An 18,673-nucleotide genomic window follows, 5' to 3' on the forward strand; every position below is an offset into this window, starting at 1 on the left:
TTTCCTCGCAGGCGCTCGTGCGCCGGTCATCTTGAAAGGGCCATGGTAGACAAATCTTTCTTAAAGGGACCTGAAAGCCGCCCGCACCTCCGAACGACCAGGCCGATCTGCGCAATTGGCGCAAGGCGGATTCACACCGCCGGGTATCCTCGCTGCGGAGCAAAACAATGAACACACACGAGACAACCGTCCACGCGGCGGATTCGCGCTACGCCATGTTCCGCCTGGCCCTCACGCTGCTCGTCATGACGGTCGGCAGCAGCGGCATGTACGTGGTCTCGGTGATGCTGCCCGCGGTGCAGGCCGAGTTCGGCATCGCGCGCGCCGACGCCTCGCTGCCCTACACGCTGCTGATGCTCGGGTTCGGCTTCGGCGGCGTCGTCATGGGCAAGCTCGCCGACCGCGTCGGCGTGATGTGGCCGCTGCTGCTGGGCTCGGTATGCCTTGGCGCGGGGTACATCGCCACCGGCATGTCGGGCGGCATCGTTTCATTCACCGTCGCGCAGGCGCTGCTGGTCAGCCTGCTCGGCAGCTCGGTGGCCTTCGCGCCGATGGTGGCCGACGCCTCGCTGTGGTTCGTCAAGCGGCGCGGCATCGCGGTGGCGGTGTGCGCCAGCGGCAACTATCTTGCGGGCGCGGTGTGGCCGCCCGTCGCGCAGCACTTCGTCGAAACCGTGGGCTGGCGCCAGACCTACATCGGCATCGGCGTCTTCTGCGGGCTGGCGATGGCGCTGCTCGCGCTGTTCTTCCGCGCGCGCCCGCCTGCGCTCGTCCATGTGCCGCCTGTGAATGCATCGAGCGCGGCGGTCGTGCGCGACATGACGCGGCCCTTCGGCCTGAGCATGGGCACGGCCCAGGGCCTGCTGTGCGTGGCCAGCGTGGCCTGCTGCGTGGCCATGGCGATGCCGCAGGTGCACATCGTGGCCTACTGCGGCGACCTGGGTTACGGGCTGGCGCAGGGCGCGATGATGCTGTCGCTGATGCTGGGCTTCGGCATCGTGAGCCGGCTGGTGTCGGGCGCCATCTGCGACCGCATCGGCGGGCTGCGCACGCTGCTGCTGGGCGGCGTGCTCCAGTGCGTGGCGCTGCTGCTGTTCCTGCCGTTCGACGGGCTGGTGCCGCTGTATGTGATCTCGGCGCTGTTCGGGCTGTTCCAGGGGGGCCTCGTGCCGTCCTACGCGATCATCGTGCGCGAGCACTTTCCGCCGAAGGAGGCGGGCGCGCGCGTGGGCACGGTGCTGATGTTCTCGCTGTTCGGCATGGCGCTGGGCGGGTGGATGTCGGGCAAGGTGTTCGACCTGACGGGCAGCTACCACGCGGCCTTCCTGAACGGCATCGGCTGGAATCTGGTGAATGTGAGCATCGCGGCGTTTCTGCTGTTCAGGACGCTTCGGCGGCCAGCCGACCGAGTGTTCGCATCGCCTGCTCGCTGAGCCCGTTCCATGGGTGGCCGTAGTTCAGCCGCAGGCAGTTGGTGAAGGCGCGCGTGGCCGAGAAGATCGGTCCCGGCGCGACGCTGATGCCGAGTTCCAGCGCCCTGCGATGGATGTCGAGCGCGTTCACGTGCGGCGGCAGCTCGACCCACAGGAAGTACCCGCCCAGCGGCCGCGTGGCGCGCGTGCCCGGCGGAAAGTAGTGGCCCACAGCCTGCGTGAAGGTGGCCTGCTGCATTGACAGCGTCTGCCGCAGCTTGCGCAGGTGCTTGTCGAAGCCACCCTTTTCGAGATAGCCCGCGAGCGCCAGCTGCGCGGGCGCCGAGGTGCTGAGCGTGGTCGTGAGCTTCTGCCGCGCCACCTTGCGCGCGAAGCGCCCGGCCGAAGTCCAGCCGATGCGATAGCCCGGCGCGAGGCACTTCGAGAACGACGAGCAGTGCAGCACCAGCCCCTGCGCGTCGAAGGCCTTGGCCGGTGGAGGCCGCCGTTCGCCGAAGTACAGCTCGGCGTACACGTCGTCCTCGATCAGCGGCAGTTCGTGCCGCGCGAGCAGCGCGACCAGTGCCTTCTTCTTCGCGTCCGGCATCAGGCTGCCGAGCGGATTCTGGAACGTGGTCATGAGCCAGCACGCCGCGGGCTTGTGTGCCGCGACGGCCAGCTCCAGCGCTGCGAGATCGATGCCTTCGCCCGGATGCGTCGGCACCTCGATGGCCCGCAGGCCCATGCGCTCCAGCGCCTGCAGCGCGGCATAGAAGGTGGGCGATTCGATGATCACCGCGTCGCCCGGCCGAGTCACGGCCGCGAGGCAGAGATTGAGCGCTTCGAGCGCGCCGTTGGTGACGACAATCTCGTCAGCCGGCACCGGCATGCCGTCGGCGAGGTAGCGCAGCGCGATCTGCCGGCGCAGCGCCGCGCTGCCGGGCGTGAGGTCGTCCACCGTGCTCCATGGGTCGAGCGACTTGGCGCTGGCGGCCATGAATTGCCCGAGCCGCGCCAGCGGAAACAGCAGCGGGCTCGGAAAGGCCGAGCCGAAGGGCACGACCTTGCGCGACATGCTGGCTTCGAGGATGTCGAACACCTGGTCGCTCACGTCGAGCGACTTCGGCCCGTCTACGGGACGCGAGGTCAGCGTGGATTCGGGTGGCGCATCGCGCATGCCGCCGCCCGCCACGTAGTAGCCCGAACGGTCGCGTGCACGCACGAGTCCGCGCGCTTCCAGCAGGTAGTAGGCCTGGAACACCGTGGACGCGCTGACCCCGCGGCTGCGGCCCGTGTGGCGCACCGAGGGCAGGCGGTCGCCGGTCTTCAGCGTGCCGCTGCGGATCGAGGCCTCGATGTCGGCGGCCAGGGCTTCGTATCGCTTCATTGCGGCTTGCTCTTCATTCGGCAGCACTTTATCTGCACCGGTCGAATGGAGCCGATCTGCATCTGTTTTTTTGGGCCCGACTGGTCCACACTCGGCCTCATGACGAATCTCATGCGCGCGGTGCGCGCCGTTCTGTGGAGTTTCATCGGGCTGGGTGGCCGCCGCGCCGATGCCGACAAGCGGACGGCACAGGTCGGCATCCTGCCGCTGATCGGCGTGGCACTGGTGATGGTGCTGCTGCTGATCGCGGGGTTGCTCGCGTTGGCGCATTACGCTGCCGGCACATGAAGCTGCGCATTCGCTTCGCCGCCATCGGGCTGGTGCTGTTCGCCACGCAGGGCATGGCAGGTGCCGCAACGCCCGCCACGGTGCCCGACACCATCGAGCAGCGCGCGGCTGCCTGCATCGCTTGCCACGGCCGCGAAGGCGCGACCACCAACGCCGGCTACTTTCCGCGCCTTGCGGGCAAGCCGGCCGGTTACCTGTTCAACCAGCTCGTGAGCTTTCGCGACGGGCGGCGCTTCAACGGCGACATGGCGTACATGGTGCAGCACCTGTCGGATGCGTACCTGCGCGAGATGGCCGAGTACTTCGCCGGGCTGCAGCTGCCTTACCCGCCCATCGCCACCACCAGCGACGCGACGCCCGAGCAGCTGCAGCGCGGCCGCCAGCTCGTGCACGAAGGCGATGCGGCGCGCGGCGTGCCCGCCTGCGTGCAGTGCCATGGCGCGGCCCTCACCGGCGTGCAGCCGGCCATTCCGGGGCTGCTGGGGCTGCCGCGGCTGTACGTGTCGTCGCAGCTCGGCGCATGGCTCACGAGCGAGCGGCATGCGCTGCCGCCCGACTGCATGGCCGACATCGGCCGGCGCATGACCACCGCCGACATCAACGCCGTCGCGAGCTGGCTGGCGGTGCAGCCGATGCCGGCCGACACGAAGCCCGCGGCCTCGCTGCCCGCACCGCTGCCCGTGAACTGCGGCGGCATGCCGAAGTCGAAGTGACGGGGCCGCGATCATGAAACTGCGACGCCTGGGCTGGACGCTGCTGACGCTGATCGTGCTGGGGGCCGCGGCAGCAGGCACCATCGTCGCGATGAACCTGCGGGGCGAAGACCCGCTGCCCACGCAGGCCGAAGCCTTCGCGGCCACGCCGCAGCTGATCGAGCGCGGACGCTATCTCGCATTGGCCGGCAACTGTGCCGGCTGCCACACCACGCGCGGCGGCCAGCCCTATGCGGGCGGGCTGCCCCTGGAGACGCCCTTCGGCACCATCTTCTCGAGCAACCTCACGCCCGACGGCAAAAGCGGCATCGGCAGCTGGAGCAGCGCGCACTTCTGGCGCGCGATGCACAACGGCCGCAGCAAGGACGGGCGGCTGCTGTACCCGGCGTTTCCGTATCCCAACTTCACGCAGGTGACGCGCGAGGATTCGGATGCGATCTACGCCTACCTGCGCAGCCTGCCGCCCGCGCCGGAGCCCAACAGGGCGCACCTGCTGCGCTTCCCCTACGACACGCAGGCGGCGCTGGCCGTGTGGCGCGCGCTGTCGTTCAAGCCCGAGCCCTTCGTGGCCAATGCCGGCAAGCCCGCTGAATGGAACCGGGGCGCGTACCTGGTCAACGGCCTCGGCCATTGCATTGCGTGCCACGGCAGCCGCAACTCGCTCGGCGCGACGGAAACGAGGCTCGGCCTTTCGGGCGGCCTGATCGCCGTCGAGAACTGGTATGCGCCCTCGCTCAACGACCCGCACGAAGCCGGCGTGGCCGACTGGCCCGCGGCCGACGTCGTGTCGCTGCTCAAGAGCGGCGTCGCGCCGCGCGGCTCGGTCATGGGCCCGATGGCCGACGTGGTGTTCCGCAGCACGCAGTACCTGAGCGACGCCGACCTCACGGCCATGGCGAGCTACCTGAAGGACCTGCCCGATGCACCGAAGCCCGAGGCTGCTGCCATCGCGAAGACCCCGATCCGCCGCGACGCCGCCACGATGACACGCGGCGCGAAGATCTACGACCAGCGCTGTGCCTACTGCCATGGCGACCAGGGGCAGGGCGCGGTCGGCGCCTATCCGCCGCTCGCCGGCAACCGCGCCGTCAACATGGCGCGGCCCACCAACCTGATCCAGGTGGTCGCGCACGGCGGCTTTCTGCCCTCGACGCCGGGCAATCCGCGCCCCTACGGCATGCCTCCGTTCGGGCAGACGCTGGATGCCGCCGAGGTCGCGGCCGTGCTCACCTATGTGCGCGGCTCGTGGGGCAACGACAGCGCGCCCGTCACGCAGCTCGACACGATGCGGCGCTGAGCGGCGCCTGCGCTGCTTCAGATGTTCGTGCTCGAGGGAATGCGGCTCGGCAGCAGGTGCTCGTAGGGCCGCGTGCGGGTGGTGTTGCGCTGGCGGATGGTGGCCTCGATGGCGGCCAGCGCATTGCGGAAGCGCTCCAGCGGCCCGCCCTGTCCGGCAATGGCCGGGTCGATCAGCACCGGCAGGTGCGGGAACACGTTGTCCTTGTACTCGCCCAGCGGCCGGTAGTACACGCCGCCGAGGATGTGGAACAGCAGGATCTGTTCCTGCGCCGCCAGCCGCGACGGCAGCATCTGCGACCAGCTCGCTTCGCTCTGCCCCGCACTGCCCGTCGGGGCCGGCATGCCGCCCGTACCCGCGCTGAAGGGCGCATACGTCATCACCGAGTACTGCGGAAAGTTCACCGCCGCGTGCTGCGCGCTGGCGTTGAAGATGATCGCGGTCAGCACGTCGACGAGCTGCGCGCGTGTGGTGATGGGGCGGAAGCCGTGCACCTTGCCGCTGGTCGCGAGCTCGGTGGCCCACGCCTTGAGCTCGTAGTCGCCGGTCACGTCGCCGTCGCTCAGGTAGTAGGTGGCCACGTAGTCGCCCACCCACTGCGCGATGGCGTTCCACACCAGCAGCCCGTCGTCGCGATACGGGTAGTCGGGCAGCGCCGCCGTGTCGTCGACGCCGCGCGTGCGCAGGTCGTTGGGCAGCATCATGCGGTCCTGGAAGTCGTAGGCCAGCCGGTCGCGGCCGCACGCGCTCTGCAGCGTCTCGATGGGCGCGGCGAGGATCACGTCGCCCGTGGTCAGCGGCGCCATGATGATCAGCGTCGCGGCCTCGTTGATGAACATCGCGCCCTCGAGGTGCGGCGACAGCAGCCGGCTCAGCGGATGCGCGGTCGCGAACTGGCGCTGCGTGGCCATCGCGAAGGCCTCCGACATCAGGTGCGTGCGGCCCAGGTGCACGAACATCTCGTGGTAGTTGAAGTCGGCCACCTGCACGGCGGTCTTCGCCGATTGCCAGGCCCACCAGGCCTCGGCGTTGGCGGTGTCGTCCACGCGCAGGAAGATCGGGGCGAGCGTCGGCTCCTGTCCGCACTGGATCGCGACCGGCACCAGCGAGCGGCCGGTCTTCGGCCGTGCGAACAGCGCGATGGGCGCATGGATGTAGCCCGTGCCCGTGAGCGGCTTGGCCTGCGGGCCGGCCGGCGCCATGTCGCCCAGGCCTTGGTAGTCGAGGATGTAGAGGCGGCCCGAGGCGGCCGCGTCGGCGAGGCTGTCGCCGGCGCCCATCACCTGGCGGTACTGGGCGTCGCTCAACGGGAACTTGGCCGGCAGCGCCGTCGCCCGCTGGATCAGCGTCGGGTTGGGGCCGGCCACGCGCATGGCCGCGAACAGGTCGTTGTCGTGCAGCAGCTGCGAGATGGCGGGCTTCTCGATGGTGACGAACAGCGCGTCGTATTGCGCCACCGTCTTCGGTCCGTTCAATGCGCCCAGCGGGCCTTGCGAGAGCAGGTCGTGATGGATCTGCCTGAGCTGCGTGCCGATGTCGCCCGCCGTGCCGGTGAGAGTGGCAAGCAGGTTCAACACCGTCGCGGGCAGCGTGAGCAATCCGCCGTTGGCGGCCAGCAGTTGGTCGAAGCTGGCCTGCAGCCCCGCGAGGCGCGTGCGCAGGTTGTCGAGCGACTGCAGGCTGCCTGAGGCCAGCGCGCTGGTGGCGAACGAGGCCGCGAAATTGGTGACGGCTTCGACCGCCTTCGAGAGGGTCGCGAGCTGGTGTTCGAGCGCCGGCAGTTCGCCCGGCGGCACCACCGCGCCCATCGGTACGCCAGCCAGGTTGATGTGCGATTCGGTCCAGAGGTAGGTCGACTGCCGCCCCACCAGTTCGAGGCGCCGCAGCGTGGCGCTGATCGGGTCGATCTTCTGCGGCAGCGTGGGCTTGGGCACCGGCAGGGCCGCCGAGGCGGTGGAAGGCCTGCCGGCCAGCAGGCCCAGGCCACCCGCCGAGGCCGACCATTTGAGGATGTCTCTGCGTTTCATCGGGGGCGTTCCCTGTTGTAGTGAGTCTGGGGAAAAGGCCGACGAGGGGTTCGGCCACCAAATAGAACGCTCGTTCTATTTGGTGGGCGGATTCTGCGGAGGGGCTCTGGCGTTGGCAATGAGGGTTGGTGCCTAGCCTGGAGGCGCGCTCCCGGTGCTAGCGCGAGCGCTGGCGTCAGGCCGTATGCGGGTGCCGTGCGCCGTCGTAGAGCGTGCGCGCCAGGTCGCGATGCCTTGCCAGCAGCGGCGCAAGCGCCATGCCGGTGAACTCTCCGTCGCGGATGCGAACCGCCCCATTGATCACGCTCAGCGACACCGCCCCCGGTGTGCAGAACACCAGCGCCGCCACCGGGTCATGCCCCGCACCCGCATGCGCCACGCCGCGCAGGTCGAAGGCCACGATGTCGGCCGACATGCCCGGCGCGATTGCGCCGATGTCGTCGCGCCCGAGCACGCGCGCACCGCCCAGCGTGGCGATCTCCAGCGCCTCGCGCGCCGTCATCGCCGCCGGGCCGTAGCCTACGCGCTGCAGCAGCATGGCCTGCCGCGTTTCACCGAGCATGTGCGCGCCGTCGTTCGATGCGCTGCCGTCCACGCCCAGTCCCACGGGTACGCCCGCGCGGCGCATCGCACCGATGGGCGCTATGCCCGAGGCCAGCCGCATGTTGGAGCAGGGGCAGTGCGCAACGCCCGTGCCGGTGCGGCCGAACAGCGCGATGCCTGCCTCGTCGAGCTTCACGCAGTGCGCGTGCCACACGTCGCGGCCGACCCAGCCCAGGTCTTCGGCGTATTCGGCCGGAGTCATGCCGAACTTCTCGCGCGAGTACGCCACGTCGTTGTCGTTCTCGGCCAGGTGGGTGTGCAGCGACACGCCGCGCTCGCGCGCCAGCTCGGCCGACAGGCGCATCAGGTCGCGCGACACCGAGAACGGCGAGCAGGGCGCGAGCACGATGCGGCGCATCGAATGCCGCGACGCGTCGTGCCAGCGGCCGATGAGCCGCTCGCTGTCGCGCAGGATGGCTTCCTCGGTTTCCACCACCTCGTCGGGCGGCAGGCCGCCGGCGCTGCGGCCCACGCTCATGCTGCCGCGCGCCGCATGAAAGCGCATGCCCATGGCATCGGCCGCCTCGATCGAATCGTCGAGCCGCGAGCCGTTGGGAAACAGGTAGAGGTGGTCGCTGGTGGTGGTGCAGCCCGAGAGCATCAGCTCGGCCATCGCGGTCTGCGTCGACACGCGGATCATCTCGGGCGTGAGGCGCGCCCACAGCAGGTACAGGTTGGTGAGCCAGCCGAACAGTTCCGCGTCCTGCGCTTCGGGCACGGCGCGGGTGAGGCTCTGGTACATGTGGTGGTGCGTGTTGACCAGGCCGGGCATCACGACGTGGCCCTGCATGTCGATGGCCTCGGCCTGGCCGTTGCGCAGGGCGTCGAGGTAGACGATGGGCAGCTCGGCGGTGGGGCCCGCCCAGGCTATTGCGGGGCCATCGCACACCACGGCGCCGTCGGCGATTTCGCGCCGCGCGGCGTCCATGGTGACCAGAACGTCGGCATGTCGAAGGATCATCAGCATGCCGGCATTCTTGCCCGCGCTCAGAGGTCGGGCAAGCCCATCGCCGGATCGCTCACCGTGTGCTTGCCGGTTTCCACGCGGCCCGCAAAGCGGCGGTAGTAGGCTGGGTCGGCATCGCAGGTGACTGCGAAGTCGTACCACTGGCCGCTGCTCGCGAGCTCCCAGTGCTGATCGGTGGTGGCGCTGCCGTTCACTGTCGCGGTCCACGGACCGTCGTTGCGATAGGCCTTGGCGGTGACGGTGAACCTGCAGGCCGCCTTGCCGTCGTTGCGCATGCTCAGGTAGACATTGCCGTTGGTGATGTCGTAGCACACGCGAACCTCGGGCGCCGCGGCATCGCCAGCGCGCAGCGTGCCGAGGTTGCCTTTGAACTGGCGATGAAAGCCGTTCGGCCCGAGCACCCACAGGTCGTAGCGCCCGCCATCGTCGGCCATCGCGGCCCAGGTGTCGTCGAGTCGCTTTCCTGCTTCCACCATGTAGCGGCGCGGCAGGCGGTCGAGGTGCAGCTTGTCGTACACGTGGAACACGGCCGCGGCCTTGCCGGTGTTGGAGAACAGCAGCTGCAGCTTGCCGTTGACCGCGTCGGCCTTGGCGCTGGTGTGCAGTTCATACGGCAAGGCGCGCGAGGGGCGCGTGCCCGTGGCCTGCTGCGGCAGCGCGGGCGTGAGCGGCAGCGGCACCTGCGCGAGCGCTTGCTGGTCGGCGCGCAATTGGTCCGCCTGGGCCTTGGTGCGGCGCCCGGCGAGCGTGGGCAGTACTTCGTTGTTGGGCGTGGCGAAGTTGAAGGCGCTCGTGAGGTCGCCGCACACCGCGCGCCGGAATGGGCTGATGTTCTTCTCCACGACGCCAAATCGCGCCTCGAGGAAACGCAGCACCGAGGTGTGGTCGAACACCTGCGAGTTGACCCAGCCGCCGCGGCTCCACGGCGAGATGACGTACATCGGCACGCGCGGGCCCGGGCCATAGACGCGGCCGTCCGCGGGCGCGACGGTGGTGCCGACGAGGGGGTATGTGTGGCGCTCGAAGGCGATGTCGCTGTCGGACAGCGTGGTCTTGCCCGCGGCGCTCTTCGGGTCGGCGGGGTCGGCCAGCGAAGGCGCGGAGGGCGACGGCACGTGGTCGAAGTAGCCGTCGTTCTCGTCGAAGTTGACGATGAAGACCGTCTTGCTCCACACATCGGGCGATGCGGTGAGCGCGTCCAGCACCTGCTGGATGTACCACGCGCCCTGCACCGGGCTCGAAGGACCGGGGTGCTCGGAGTAGGTGGCGGGCGCCACGATCCACGATACCTGCGCCAGCTTGCCGTTGAGGACGTCCTGCTGGAACGTTCCCAGCAGGCCGCCGTCGGGCATGGTGTTGGCGATGCCCTTGTAGAGCGGGTTGCCGGCATCGTCGCTGGCGGGGTCGTAGGCCGGCAGCGTCACGCCGTCGGGCGGGCTGGCGTCGCCGTCGTAGCGCATGTCGTTCTTGCCCGAAGCCTTGTTGGCCACGCGGTACTGCCGGAAGCCCGCCAGCGGGTTGTCGGTGAAGTTGTCGGGCAGGTTCTGGTAGAGCATCCAGCTGACCTTGGCGTCCTGCAGGCGCTCCGGATAGGTCTTCCAGTTGCAGCCGTAGGTGGTCGAGTCGACACCGGGGTTGCTTACCGGGTCCCATGGGAACCGGAGGTTCTCCCAAGTGTTGTCTATCGACGAGAGGCCCGCGAGGCCGGCGCCCGTTTCGCCCGATGGGCCGTTGGTGCCGCTCCAGTGGAACAGGCGGTTCGAGTTGGTGCCGGTGTGCATGCCGCAGTGGTAGCTGTCGCACACGGTGAAGGCGTTGGCCAGCGCGTACTGGAACTGCACTTCGGCTTCCTGGAAGTAGCCCATCGAAGCGGTGGTCTTGTACTTGGGCCATTGGCTGAGGCGGCCGCCGTCCCAGGCGTTCTGCGCGTCGTTCCACGAGTGCGGCGTGCCGCTCACGCGCTGTGCGTTCCCCATGGTCTGATCGAGGTGATAGGGCAGCACCAGCTTGCCGGCGGCATCGCTCTGCTGCCACACGCTGCGCCCGCCGGGCAGCGGAATGGTGAAGCGGTCGCCGAAGCCCCGCACGCCCATGAGCGTGCCGAAGTAATGGTCGAAGGAGCGGTTTTCCTGCATCAGGATCACGACGTGCTCGACGTCCATGATCGTGCCGGTCTTGTTGTTGGCGGGAATGGCGAGCGCGCGGCGGATGCTTGGCGGAAAGGCATTGAGCGCGGCGGCGGCGATGCCGGTGGTGGCGGCGCCCGTGAGGAATTTGCGGCGGGTGGTCATGGTGTTGTTCCTGGCAATGCTCACGGTGCGCAGCGCATCTCGGGCTTCACGGTGTTGTCGGGTGGGGTGGGCGTTGTGGGCGTGGGCGTCGTGGGCGTGGCCGGGGTCGTCGGCGTGCCGCCGAAGAAGCCGCCGCCACCGCCACTGCCGCCCCCGCAGGCCGAGAGCGCGCAGGCCAGCAGCAGCACGGGCGCAAGCCGCGTGCCGGGGAAAAGAAGTCGCATGGAATCTGTCCTTTGTTATGTGGTTCTGGAAGGCGCGACAGGAGCGCGCACCCGGGCCCACAAGACTAGGGAGAACCCGTTACCGGGCGGTTAACTCGCAGTGACGCAGCGAAGTCAGGCGCGTGACAACGCACCGCCGGGCGGGCGCCTTCGGGAACGGCGGAATGACGGCGCGGCGCGGCCTGGCGCCGCGTTAGAGCCCCGGCACAGGGCTCGTTGCTGATACCGCTGGACACATGTCCGGCGGGCACGTGCCGCGAGGCCGCGTCGACGTGGCCGGTCTGGTCGTCGAAGAAGAAATCGGGCTCGAACTCGCGCAGGAACTCGCCCTTGGGCAGGCCGCCGAGGAACATGGCCTCGTCGACGCGGATGTTCCACTTCATCAGCGTGCGAATAGCGCGCTCGTGCGCCGGTGCGCTGCGCGCGGTGACCAGCGCGGTGCGAATGCGCATCTGTGCGTTGCCCGCCATCTGCAGCCGGTGCAACGCCATCAGCAGCGGCTTGAAGGGGCCTTCGGGCAGCGGCAGGTCGGCCTTGCTGAGTTCGTGCGCCTGGAAGGCGTCGAGCCCCTCGGCCTGGAACACGCGCTCGGCCTCGTCGGAGAACAGCACCGCGTCGCCGTCGAAGGCAATGCGCACTTCGTTCGGCCAGGCGTCGCTGGCCTTTACCGATTCGACCAGCACGCGCGCGGCCGGAAAGCCCGCGATGAGCGCCTCGCGCACGTCCTGCGCGTTGACCGACAGGAACAGGTGTGCGCGCAGCGGGCGCAGGTAGCCGAAGGGCGGGCGGCCCTGCGTGAACACGCCGCGCTGCAGCTTGATGTCGGCGGCCGCGCTCGACTTGAAGATGCGCATGCCCGAGACCGGATCGTTGCGCGAAAGAATCACCACCTCGACGCGCTGCACGCCGTCTTCGTTGAAGCGCAGCAGCTTCCGGATCAGCGAGTAGGCGATGCCGGGCGCGGCCGGCACGTCGATGCGGTCGAGCTGCAGCTTCATGTAGCCCTCGTTGTCCCCGGCCTCGAAGATCTTGTTTTCTTCTTCGAGGTTGAACAGGGCGCGCGAGGAGATCGCGACCACGAGCTTGTCTTCGAGAGTGACTGGCATGAGCGTGCGGTGGGTTCAGGGCGCCTGGTCGGGCGCGTAGTAGAGCGTATCCGACCAGTAGCCCAGGCCCAACTCGCGCAGCGGCGCCTCGATGCTCTCCTGCGACGGCGTTAAAACGCGTTGCCAGAAATTCTTCTTCTTCGGCGCGAGCTCGGCCACGGCGGCTTCGATCTCGGCGTCGATGTTCTGCACGTCCTTCAGCAGGTCGGCGGCCTGCTCGCCGAGCGGCGCATCGCCCATGTCGAGGATCTCGGCGCACTCCAGCACGAAGTAGCCGTTGCGGTCGGCGTGGTTGTTCAGGAAGTCGAGCGCCTGCTTGCACAACGGCGCAACCGCCGGATGGTCGATGCGCGCAAGAAACTGCTGCAGCCGGTCGATGCCCGCGCCGGCGCGGCCCGCCAGCGCGGTGGGTTCGGGCACGTTCCAGATCATCGAGCGGCACAGCCGCACGTCCGCGGACACCAGCAGCCGGTAGACCAGCGGAATGGCGTAGCTGCGCTCCGAGATGCCCTTGACCTGCCGTGGATCGTCTTTCTCAGGATCGGCTCCCGGCACGAAAGGACTGGCGAACAGGTAGCTGCGATTGGCCATGGCGGCGAGGCTCCCGCTATTTGACGAACTGGTTCAACTGGATGATCGGCAGCATCACGGCCAGCACGATCAGCATCACCACGCCGCCCATCGCCACGATCAGCAGCGGCTCGAGGATGGTGGCCAGGTGCATCGCGCGGCGCTGCACCTCGGCGCCGAGCTGGTTGGCCGCGCGCTGCAGCATCAGCGGCAGCGTGCCGGTTTGCTCGCCCAGGCGCGCGAACATCGACACGAGGCCCGGAAAGCGCTTCTTCTGCGCGAGCGCCGAGGCCAGCGGCGCGCCTTCGCGCACGAGCACCAGCGCGTCGAGCGCGTCGGCGCGCATCGCGCGGTTGCCCAGCGTCTCGGAGGCGGCCTGCAGTGCGCGCAGGATCGGCACGCCGGCGGTGGCCAGCATGGCGAGCGTGCTGGCGAAGCGCGCTGCGTTGTAGCCGCGCGCGAGCTTGCCGACCTGCGGCAGCTTGAGCCAGGCCGCATCGAACTTGAGACGGAAAGCCTCCTGCGCCAGCGCCACGCGCGCACCGATGGCCGCGAGCACCACGCCGCCCAGCATCCACCAGCCGTAGTTGCGCACGCCCGCGCTCAGCGACAGCATCACCGTGGTGAGAAAAGGCAGCGAGCGCTTGGTGCCCGCGAACACCTGTGCCACCTGCGGCACCACGTAGCTCACGAGGAAGATCACGATCACGATCGCCACCAACGTGACGATGGCCGGGTACAGCGCCGCGCCGATCAGCTTCTGCTGCAGCGCCTGCCGCTCTTCGAGATCGTCGGCCAGGCGGTCGAGCACGAGTCCGAGGTTGCCGCTCTGCTCGCCGGCACCGATCACGGCGGTGTAGATGGGCGAGAACTCGCGCGCGTGCGCCGACAGCGCGCGCGCAAACGGCGAGCCCGCGTTGACCTCGGCACGCAGCGAGGCGACGAGGTTGCGCTGCGGCTCCGACTCGGCTTCATCGGTGAGCGCCGTGAGCGCGCGTTCCAGCGGCAGGCCCGACGAGACGAGCCCCGCGAGCTGGCGCGTCCACACCGCGAGGCCTGTGGAATTGAAGACGCGCTTGCCGCCGCCGAGCCAGCGGCCGAGGCCGCTGCGCTGGCCGGTGCCGTTGACGTGGTCGCTGCCGACCGGCTTGACCGACAGCGGAATGAGCGCCTGTGCCCGCAGCAAGCTGCGCGCGCTGCGGGCGGTGTCGGCCTCCAGCACGCCTTCGCGCGACTGGCCGCTGGCGTCGATGGCTTCGAAGGAATAGGCGGGCATGGCGGAACGGGAGCCTAGTCCCGCGTGACGCGCAGCAGCTCGGCGCGCGAGGTGATGCCGGCCTGCACCAGCCGCTCGCCGTCCTCGCGCATCAGGCGCAGGCCGCCGCGCGCGCCGGCCTGCAGCAGTTCGCTCTCGGCCGCCTTGCTGTGGATCAGGCCCTGCACGGTCTCGTCGGCCACCAGCAGTTCGAAGATGCCGGTGCGGCCCTGGTAGCCGGTCTGGCCGCACGCCTCGCAGCCTGCCCCGGCACACACCGTGCACACCTTGCGCACGAGGCGCTGCGCGAGCACGCCGAGCAGCGACGAGCTCAGCAGGAAGGGCTCCACGCCCATGTCGGTGAGCCGTGTGACGGCGCTGACCGAGTCGTTGGTGTGCAGCGTGGCCAGCACGAGGTGGCCGGTCAGCGAGGCCTGGATGGCGATCTGCGCGGTCTCGAAGTCGCGGATCTCGCCGATCATGATCACGTCCGGGTCCTGCCGCAGGATGGCGCGCAGGGCCTTGGCGAAGGTGAGTTCGATCTTGGCGTTGATCTGCGTCTGGCCCACGCCCGGCAGCTCGTATTCGATGGGGTCTTCCACCGTCATGATGTTGCTGCGGCTCGCGTCGAGCCGGGCCAGCGCGGCGTACAGCGTGGTGGTCTTGCCCGAGCCCGTGGGCCCGGTCACGAGGATGATGCCGTGCGGCTGCGCAATGAGCTTCTCGAAGCGCGCGAGCGTGTCGCCCTGCATGCCCACCGATTCGAGCGTGAGCTTCGACTCGCTCTTGTCCAGCAGGCGCAGCACCGCGCGCTCGCCGTGCGCACTGGGCAGCGTCGACACCCGCACGTCGACCGCGCGCGTGCCGATGCGCAAGCTGATGCGACCGTCCTGCGGCAGGCGCTTCTCGGAGATGTCGAGGTCGGCCATGATCTTCAGGCGCGAGATCAGCGCCGCGTGCAGCGCGCGGTTGGGTTGCACCACCTCGCGCAGCGTGCCGTCGATGCGAAAGCGCACGGACGACGTGCGCTCATAAGGCTCGATGTGGATGTCGCTGGCGCCGTCGCGCGCGGCCTGCGTGAGCAGCGCGTTCAGCATGCGGATGATGGGCGCGTCGCCCGCGCTCTCCAGCAGGTCTTCGACCGCCGGCAGCTCCTGCATCATGCGCGAGAGGTCTGCATCGCTCTGCACCTCGCTCACCACCGCGGCGGCGCTCGATTCGCCCTGCGCGTAGGCCGCGCTGATGCGTTGCGCCAGCGGGCCGTCGGCCAGCACCTCGAAGGCCTGCACGCCGTACTTGCGCGACACCTCGCCGACCGCGCTGCGCGCCGGGTGGCTCGACATCCACAGCGTGTAGCGGCCGTCGTCGGACTCCTCGAGCAGCAGTTGCTGGGTGCGCGCGAACGCGTAGGGAAGCGGATAGCGCATGGACATCAAGGCAGTTCGCGCGAGCTGACCGGGTCGGCCGTCGGCGGCAGGGCGCCGCGCAGCGGGCTCGGGGCCAGCTTGCGGTTGTCGGAGAGCGGTTGCGGCGGCGGAATGAGCTGCGTGCCTTCCATGCGGGTGCTGCCGCTGCCGCGGTTGTTCGAGCGCTGCAGTGCGGAGTCGGGCAGTACCGGCGCGGCGTTCACGCCGCGCAGCATGACGTTGTCGGTGTTCGGCTGCGTCTGCAGCTGCTGGCCGCGGATCTCGTCGTAGCGGTCGTAGGCGAAGGCCTCGGACGAAGCGCCGTCGCGCATCACCGCGGGGCGCAGGAACATCATGAGGTTGCTCTTGCTGCGCGTGCGGTTCTCGTTCTTGAACAGGTTGCCGAGCACCGGGATGTCGCCGGCCAACGGCACCTTCTCGATGTTGTTGTTGTAGGTGTCCGACAGCAGCCCGCCCAGCATGACCAGGCCCCCGTCTTCCACCAGCACGCTGGACTCGATCGAGCGCTTGTTGGTGGTCGGGCCGTTGGGGTTGCTCAGCGAGTTCTGGTCGACGGTCGAGGTCTCCTGAAAGATCGTCATCCGCACCGTGCCGTTCTCGTTGATGGTCGGGCGCACGCGCAGGGTGAGGCCGACGTCCTTGCGCTCGACGGTGGTGAACGGGTTCACGCCCACCGAGCCCGAGGTGCTGGCATACGAGCCGGTGGGGAAGGGCACGTTCTGGCCGATGATGATCTTGGCCTCTTCGTTGTCCAGCGTCAGCAGGTTGGGCGTGGAGAGCACGTTGGCGTCGCCGTCGCTGTTGAAGAAGTTCGCGATCGCGCCCAGGATGTACTGGCCGCCGATCTTGCCGGCGATGCCGAGGTTCAGCCCCGGCTGGATCGACGTTGCCAGGCCGGCGGCATTGCGGGTGGCCAGCGCCTGGGTCAGCGCCAGGATGTTCGTCTTGTTCAGGCTGGAATTGGTGCCGATGACCGCGTTGTTGCCCAGCGCGCTCTGCCACTGCACGCCGAAGTTCGCGGCCTTGTTGGCGCTGACCTCGACGATCAGCGCCTCGATCATGACCTGGGCGCGGCGCCCGTCGAGCCGGTCGATCACCGCGCGCATCTGGCGGTATTGCGGCTCGGGCGCCGTGATGATCAGCGAGTTGGTCGACGGGTCGGCCTGGATCTGGCCGCCGGTGGAGGGCTGGTTGGCGTTATTGAGCGGCGCGTTGGCCGCGGCCGAGCCACCGCCCTGGTTGTTGTTCAGGATCACCTGCATGGCCTGCGGCGCGTTCTGCTGCGGCACGGCACCGCCGCCTGCGCCACCGGCCGCGCCCGGCGTGGTGCTCTGCTGGTTCGCCGCCATCGCGGCGCGCAGCGTCGCCGCCAGTCGCACCGCGTCGGCGTTCTTCAGGTAGACCACGTAGATGTTGCCGGCCGCGCCGTTGCTGCTTTCGCTCGGCGCGCGGTCAAGCTTGTCGACCAGCGTGCGCACCAGCGCCACGCGCGCCGGATTGGCCGCGCGCAGGATCAGCGAGTTGCTGCGCGGATCGGCCAGCAGCGTGGTACGGAACGACGCATCCGTCGCCCCGGGTGCGGCGCCGCCCGGGGTGACGGCACTGCCGCCGTCGACCAGGCGCTGCACCAGCGGCACCATGTCGGTGGCGACCGAATGCTTGAGCTGGATGACTTCGATGTCGGACGCGTTCGGCACGTCGAGCGACGCGATGATGCGCGCCAGCCGGCGCATGTTGTCGGCGTAATCGGTGATCACGAGCGAGTTGTTGCCCGGGTTCACGTTGATGGTGTTGTTCGGCGGAATCAGCGGGCGCAGCACCGGCAGCAGGTTGTTCGGCGACTCGTAGTTGAGCCGGAAGATCTGCGTGACGATCTGGTTGCTGCCGCTCGACGCGGTGGCGCTGATGGAAGTATTGACGGTGCTGCTCTGCAGCTTGGCGTCGGCCTCGGGCACCACCTTGTAGAGGCCGTCGGCCTCGACCACCGCGAAGCCCTGCAGGCGCAGTGCCGAGGCGAACTGGTTGAAGGCGGCGGCCGGCTGGATGGCGCGGTCGGTGACCAGGTTCATCGTGCCCTTGACGCGCGGGTCGACCACCACGTCGCGGCCCGTGACCACCGCCATGGTGCGGGCCACGGCCTCGATGTCGGCATTGGCGAAGTTCAGCGTGATCGGCTCGCCGCGGCGCGGCGCGTCGCCGGTCTGCGCGAACGCGGCGGGCGCGCCTTGCAGGAACGTGGCGGCGATCAGCACGCGCACGGCGAGTGCGACGGTGCCGGTCGAAAACAGTGGCTTCATCATGAGGGTCAACCCAGGGTGATGATCGAACGTGCATTGACGCGCCGTCCGATGATGTTCAACAAATTGGAAAGCGCGTCTTCGCGGCCGGGCGCGGCACTGGCTTCGCCGTTGAAGCGGAAGGACGTGCCGCTCCAGCTGCCGCTGCCGTTCAGTTCGAGGCTGCCCTCGCGCGTGCTCAGCAGCAGCGTGGGACGGGGGCCGCCTTCGAGCGTGAGCCGGTAGCTGCCCATCGGCCGCAGGGTCGACAGGCTGGAGGAAACGTCGGTCGCGTCGAGCGTGGCCTGCCCGGCGATGCGCAGCGCCGGGCCGTCCCATTGCATCGAGAAGGCCTTGGTGGAGAGATCGAGCGCACCTTCGAGCTTGAGCGTGTTCCAGGGCGCACCCAGGCCGGTGAGCAGGGTGGCGGGCCAGCGCGAGCGGCTGTCCTGCCATGCGAGCTGCATGCCCCCGGCGCGCGGGCTGGCCTTGAGTTCGAGCGGCTGCTCGGCGCAGCAGGGCAGGTCGAGGCTGGCGGAAATGCCGCTCCAGCCCGGGCGCATGCGCCAGTGCAGCAGGCCGGGCAGCGACACCGCCTGGGTGCCGCCGGCGCCGCTGGCGAGCACCACCGCGGCCGTGCCGTTCCAGACGGTGCCGCGCGGGTTGGCCAGCACGAGGCGGCCATGGCTCCAGTTCGACAATGCCGCCGACAGCCAGCGCGCCGGCGCGAACAGCGCCACCGCCAGCAGCGCGCCCATCGCGAGGCCGAGCAGGGCCCAGCGCCAGCCGCGGCGCGGCCGGGGTTCGGAGATCGGGGGGCGGGTCAGCAT

Annotated in this window: 14 protein-coding genes and 1 pseudogene; 4 read left to right on the top strand and 11 right to left on the bottom strand. The window is 69.3% G+C overall.

What is annotated here, in order from left to right; genetic code table 11:
* Nucleotides 1-167 precede the first annotated feature (167 nt).
* Nucleotides 168-1,433, top strand: coding sequence for an MFS transporter (locus tag ACEOAB_RS04480; protein WP_495653494.1), 1,266 nt, complete (start codon nucleotides 168-170; stop codon nucleotides 1,431-1,433).
* Here ACEOAB_RS04480 and ACEOAB_RS04485 read toward each other — a convergent pair.
* Complete coding sequence (locus ACEOAB_RS04485) at nucleotides 1,381-2,799, bottom strand: aminotransferase-like domain-containing protein (protein WP_413749135.1); 1,419 nt, start codon at nucleotides 2,797-2,799, stop codon at nucleotides 1,381-1,383. The genes ACEOAB_RS04480 and ACEOAB_RS04485 overlap by 53 nt on opposite strands.
* A 99-nt stretch (nucleotides 2,800-2,898) precedes the next feature.
* On the opposite strand from ACEOAB_RS04485, the gene ACEOAB_RS04490 reads away from it, so the two are divergent.
* From ACEOAB_RS04490 to ACEOAB_RS04500, 3 genes are read left to right on the top strand one after another with little or no spacing between them, the layout of a single operon-like run.
* The gene (locus ACEOAB_RS04490; RefSeq protein WP_042673158.1) at nucleotides 2,899-3,087 is read left to right on the top strand and encodes a DUF2970 domain-containing protein; all 189 of its coding nucleotides are present in this window, start codon (nucleotides 2,899-2,901) and stop codon (nucleotides 3,085-3,087) included.
* Complete coding sequence (locus ACEOAB_RS04495; RefSeq protein WP_413749134.1) at nucleotides 3,084-3,800, top strand: c-type cytochrome; 717 nt, start codon at nucleotides 3,084-3,086, stop codon at nucleotides 3,798-3,800. Before ACEOAB_RS04490 ends, ACEOAB_RS04495 begins: the two co-directional genes overlap by 4 nt.
* Nucleotides 3,801-3,813: 13 nt before the next feature.
* Nucleotides 3,814-5,097 (top strand): c-type cytochrome, encoded by a 1,284-nt coding sequence (locus ACEOAB_RS04500; RefSeq protein ID WP_413749133.1) that lies wholly within the window; start codon nucleotides 3,814-3,816, stop codon nucleotides 5,095-5,097.
* A 17-nt stretch (nucleotides 5,098-5,114) separates the two neighbouring features.
* Here the strand turns inward: ACEOAB_RS04500 and ACEOAB_RS04505 are convergent, their stop codons facing one another.
* The 10 genes and pseudogenes from ACEOAB_RS04505 to gspN form a co-directional block, all read right to left on the bottom strand.
* Nucleotides 5,115-7,124: a lipoxygenase family protein gene (locus tag ACEOAB_RS04505; protein WP_413749132.1), complete on the bottom strand. Its 2,010-nt coding sequence runs from the start codon at nucleotides 7,122-7,124 to the stop codon at nucleotides 5,115-5,117.
* Nucleotides 7,125-7,299: 175 nt separating this feature from the next.
* Complete coding sequence (locus tag ACEOAB_RS04510; RefSeq protein WP_413749131.1) at nucleotides 7,300-8,694, bottom strand: 8-oxoguanine deaminase; 1,395 nt, start codon at nucleotides 8,692-8,694, stop codon at nucleotides 7,300-7,302.
* A 20-nt stretch (nucleotides 8,695-8,714) separates the two neighbouring features.
* Complete coding sequence (locus tag ACEOAB_RS04515) at nucleotides 8,715-10,985, bottom strand: phosphocholine-specific phospholipase C (protein ID WP_413749130.1); 2,271 nt, start codon at nucleotides 10,983-10,985, stop codon at nucleotides 8,715-8,717.
* Between the two features lie 20 nt (nucleotides 10,986-11,005).
* Nucleotides 11,006-11,209, bottom strand: a complete 204-nt coding sequence (locus ACEOAB_RS04520; protein ID WP_495653495.1) for a hypothetical protein — start codon at nucleotides 11,207-11,209, stop codon at nucleotides 11,006-11,008.
* Nucleotides 11,210-11,421: 212 nt separating this feature from the next.
* Nucleotides 11,422-12,315 (bottom strand): annotated as a pseudogene (locus ACEOAB_RS04525) (5'-nucleotidase); the annotation flags it as partial.
* 15 nt (nucleotides 12,316-12,330) lie between these two features.
* Complete coding sequence (locus ACEOAB_RS04530) at nucleotides 12,331-12,906, bottom strand: DUF7822 domain-containing protein (RefSeq protein ID WP_413751343.1); 576 nt, start codon at nucleotides 12,904-12,906, stop codon at nucleotides 12,331-12,333.
* 16 nt (nucleotides 12,907-12,922) lie between these two features.
* On the bottom strand, nucleotides 12,923-14,161 hold the full coding sequence (gene gspF, locus ACEOAB_RS04535; protein ID WP_495653496.1) for a type II secretion system inner membrane protein GspF: 1,239 nt from the start codon (nucleotides 14,159-14,161) through the stop codon (nucleotides 12,923-12,925).
* A 14-nt stretch (nucleotides 14,162-14,175) separates the two neighbouring features.
* Entirely contained in the window at nucleotides 14,176-15,567 is a 1,392-nt protein-coding gene (locus ACEOAB_RS04540) for a GspE/PulE family protein (RefSeq protein ID WP_042673156.1), read from the bottom strand.
* A gap of 5 nt (nucleotides 15,568-15,572) precedes the next feature.
* Nucleotides 15,573-17,867, bottom strand: a complete 2,295-nt coding sequence (gene gspD / locus ACEOAB_RS04545; RefSeq protein WP_495653497.1) for a type II secretion system secretin GspD — start codon at nucleotides 17,865-17,867, stop codon at nucleotides 15,573-15,575.
* Between the two features lie 5 nt (nucleotides 17,868-17,872).
* Nucleotides 17,873-18,673, bottom strand: a complete 801-nt coding sequence (gspN, locus tag ACEOAB_RS04550) for a type II secretion system protein N (protein WP_007834149.1) — start codon at nucleotides 18,671-18,673, stop codon at nucleotides 17,873-17,875.

This window comes from Variovorax sp. Varisp53 (assembly GCF_059491555.1).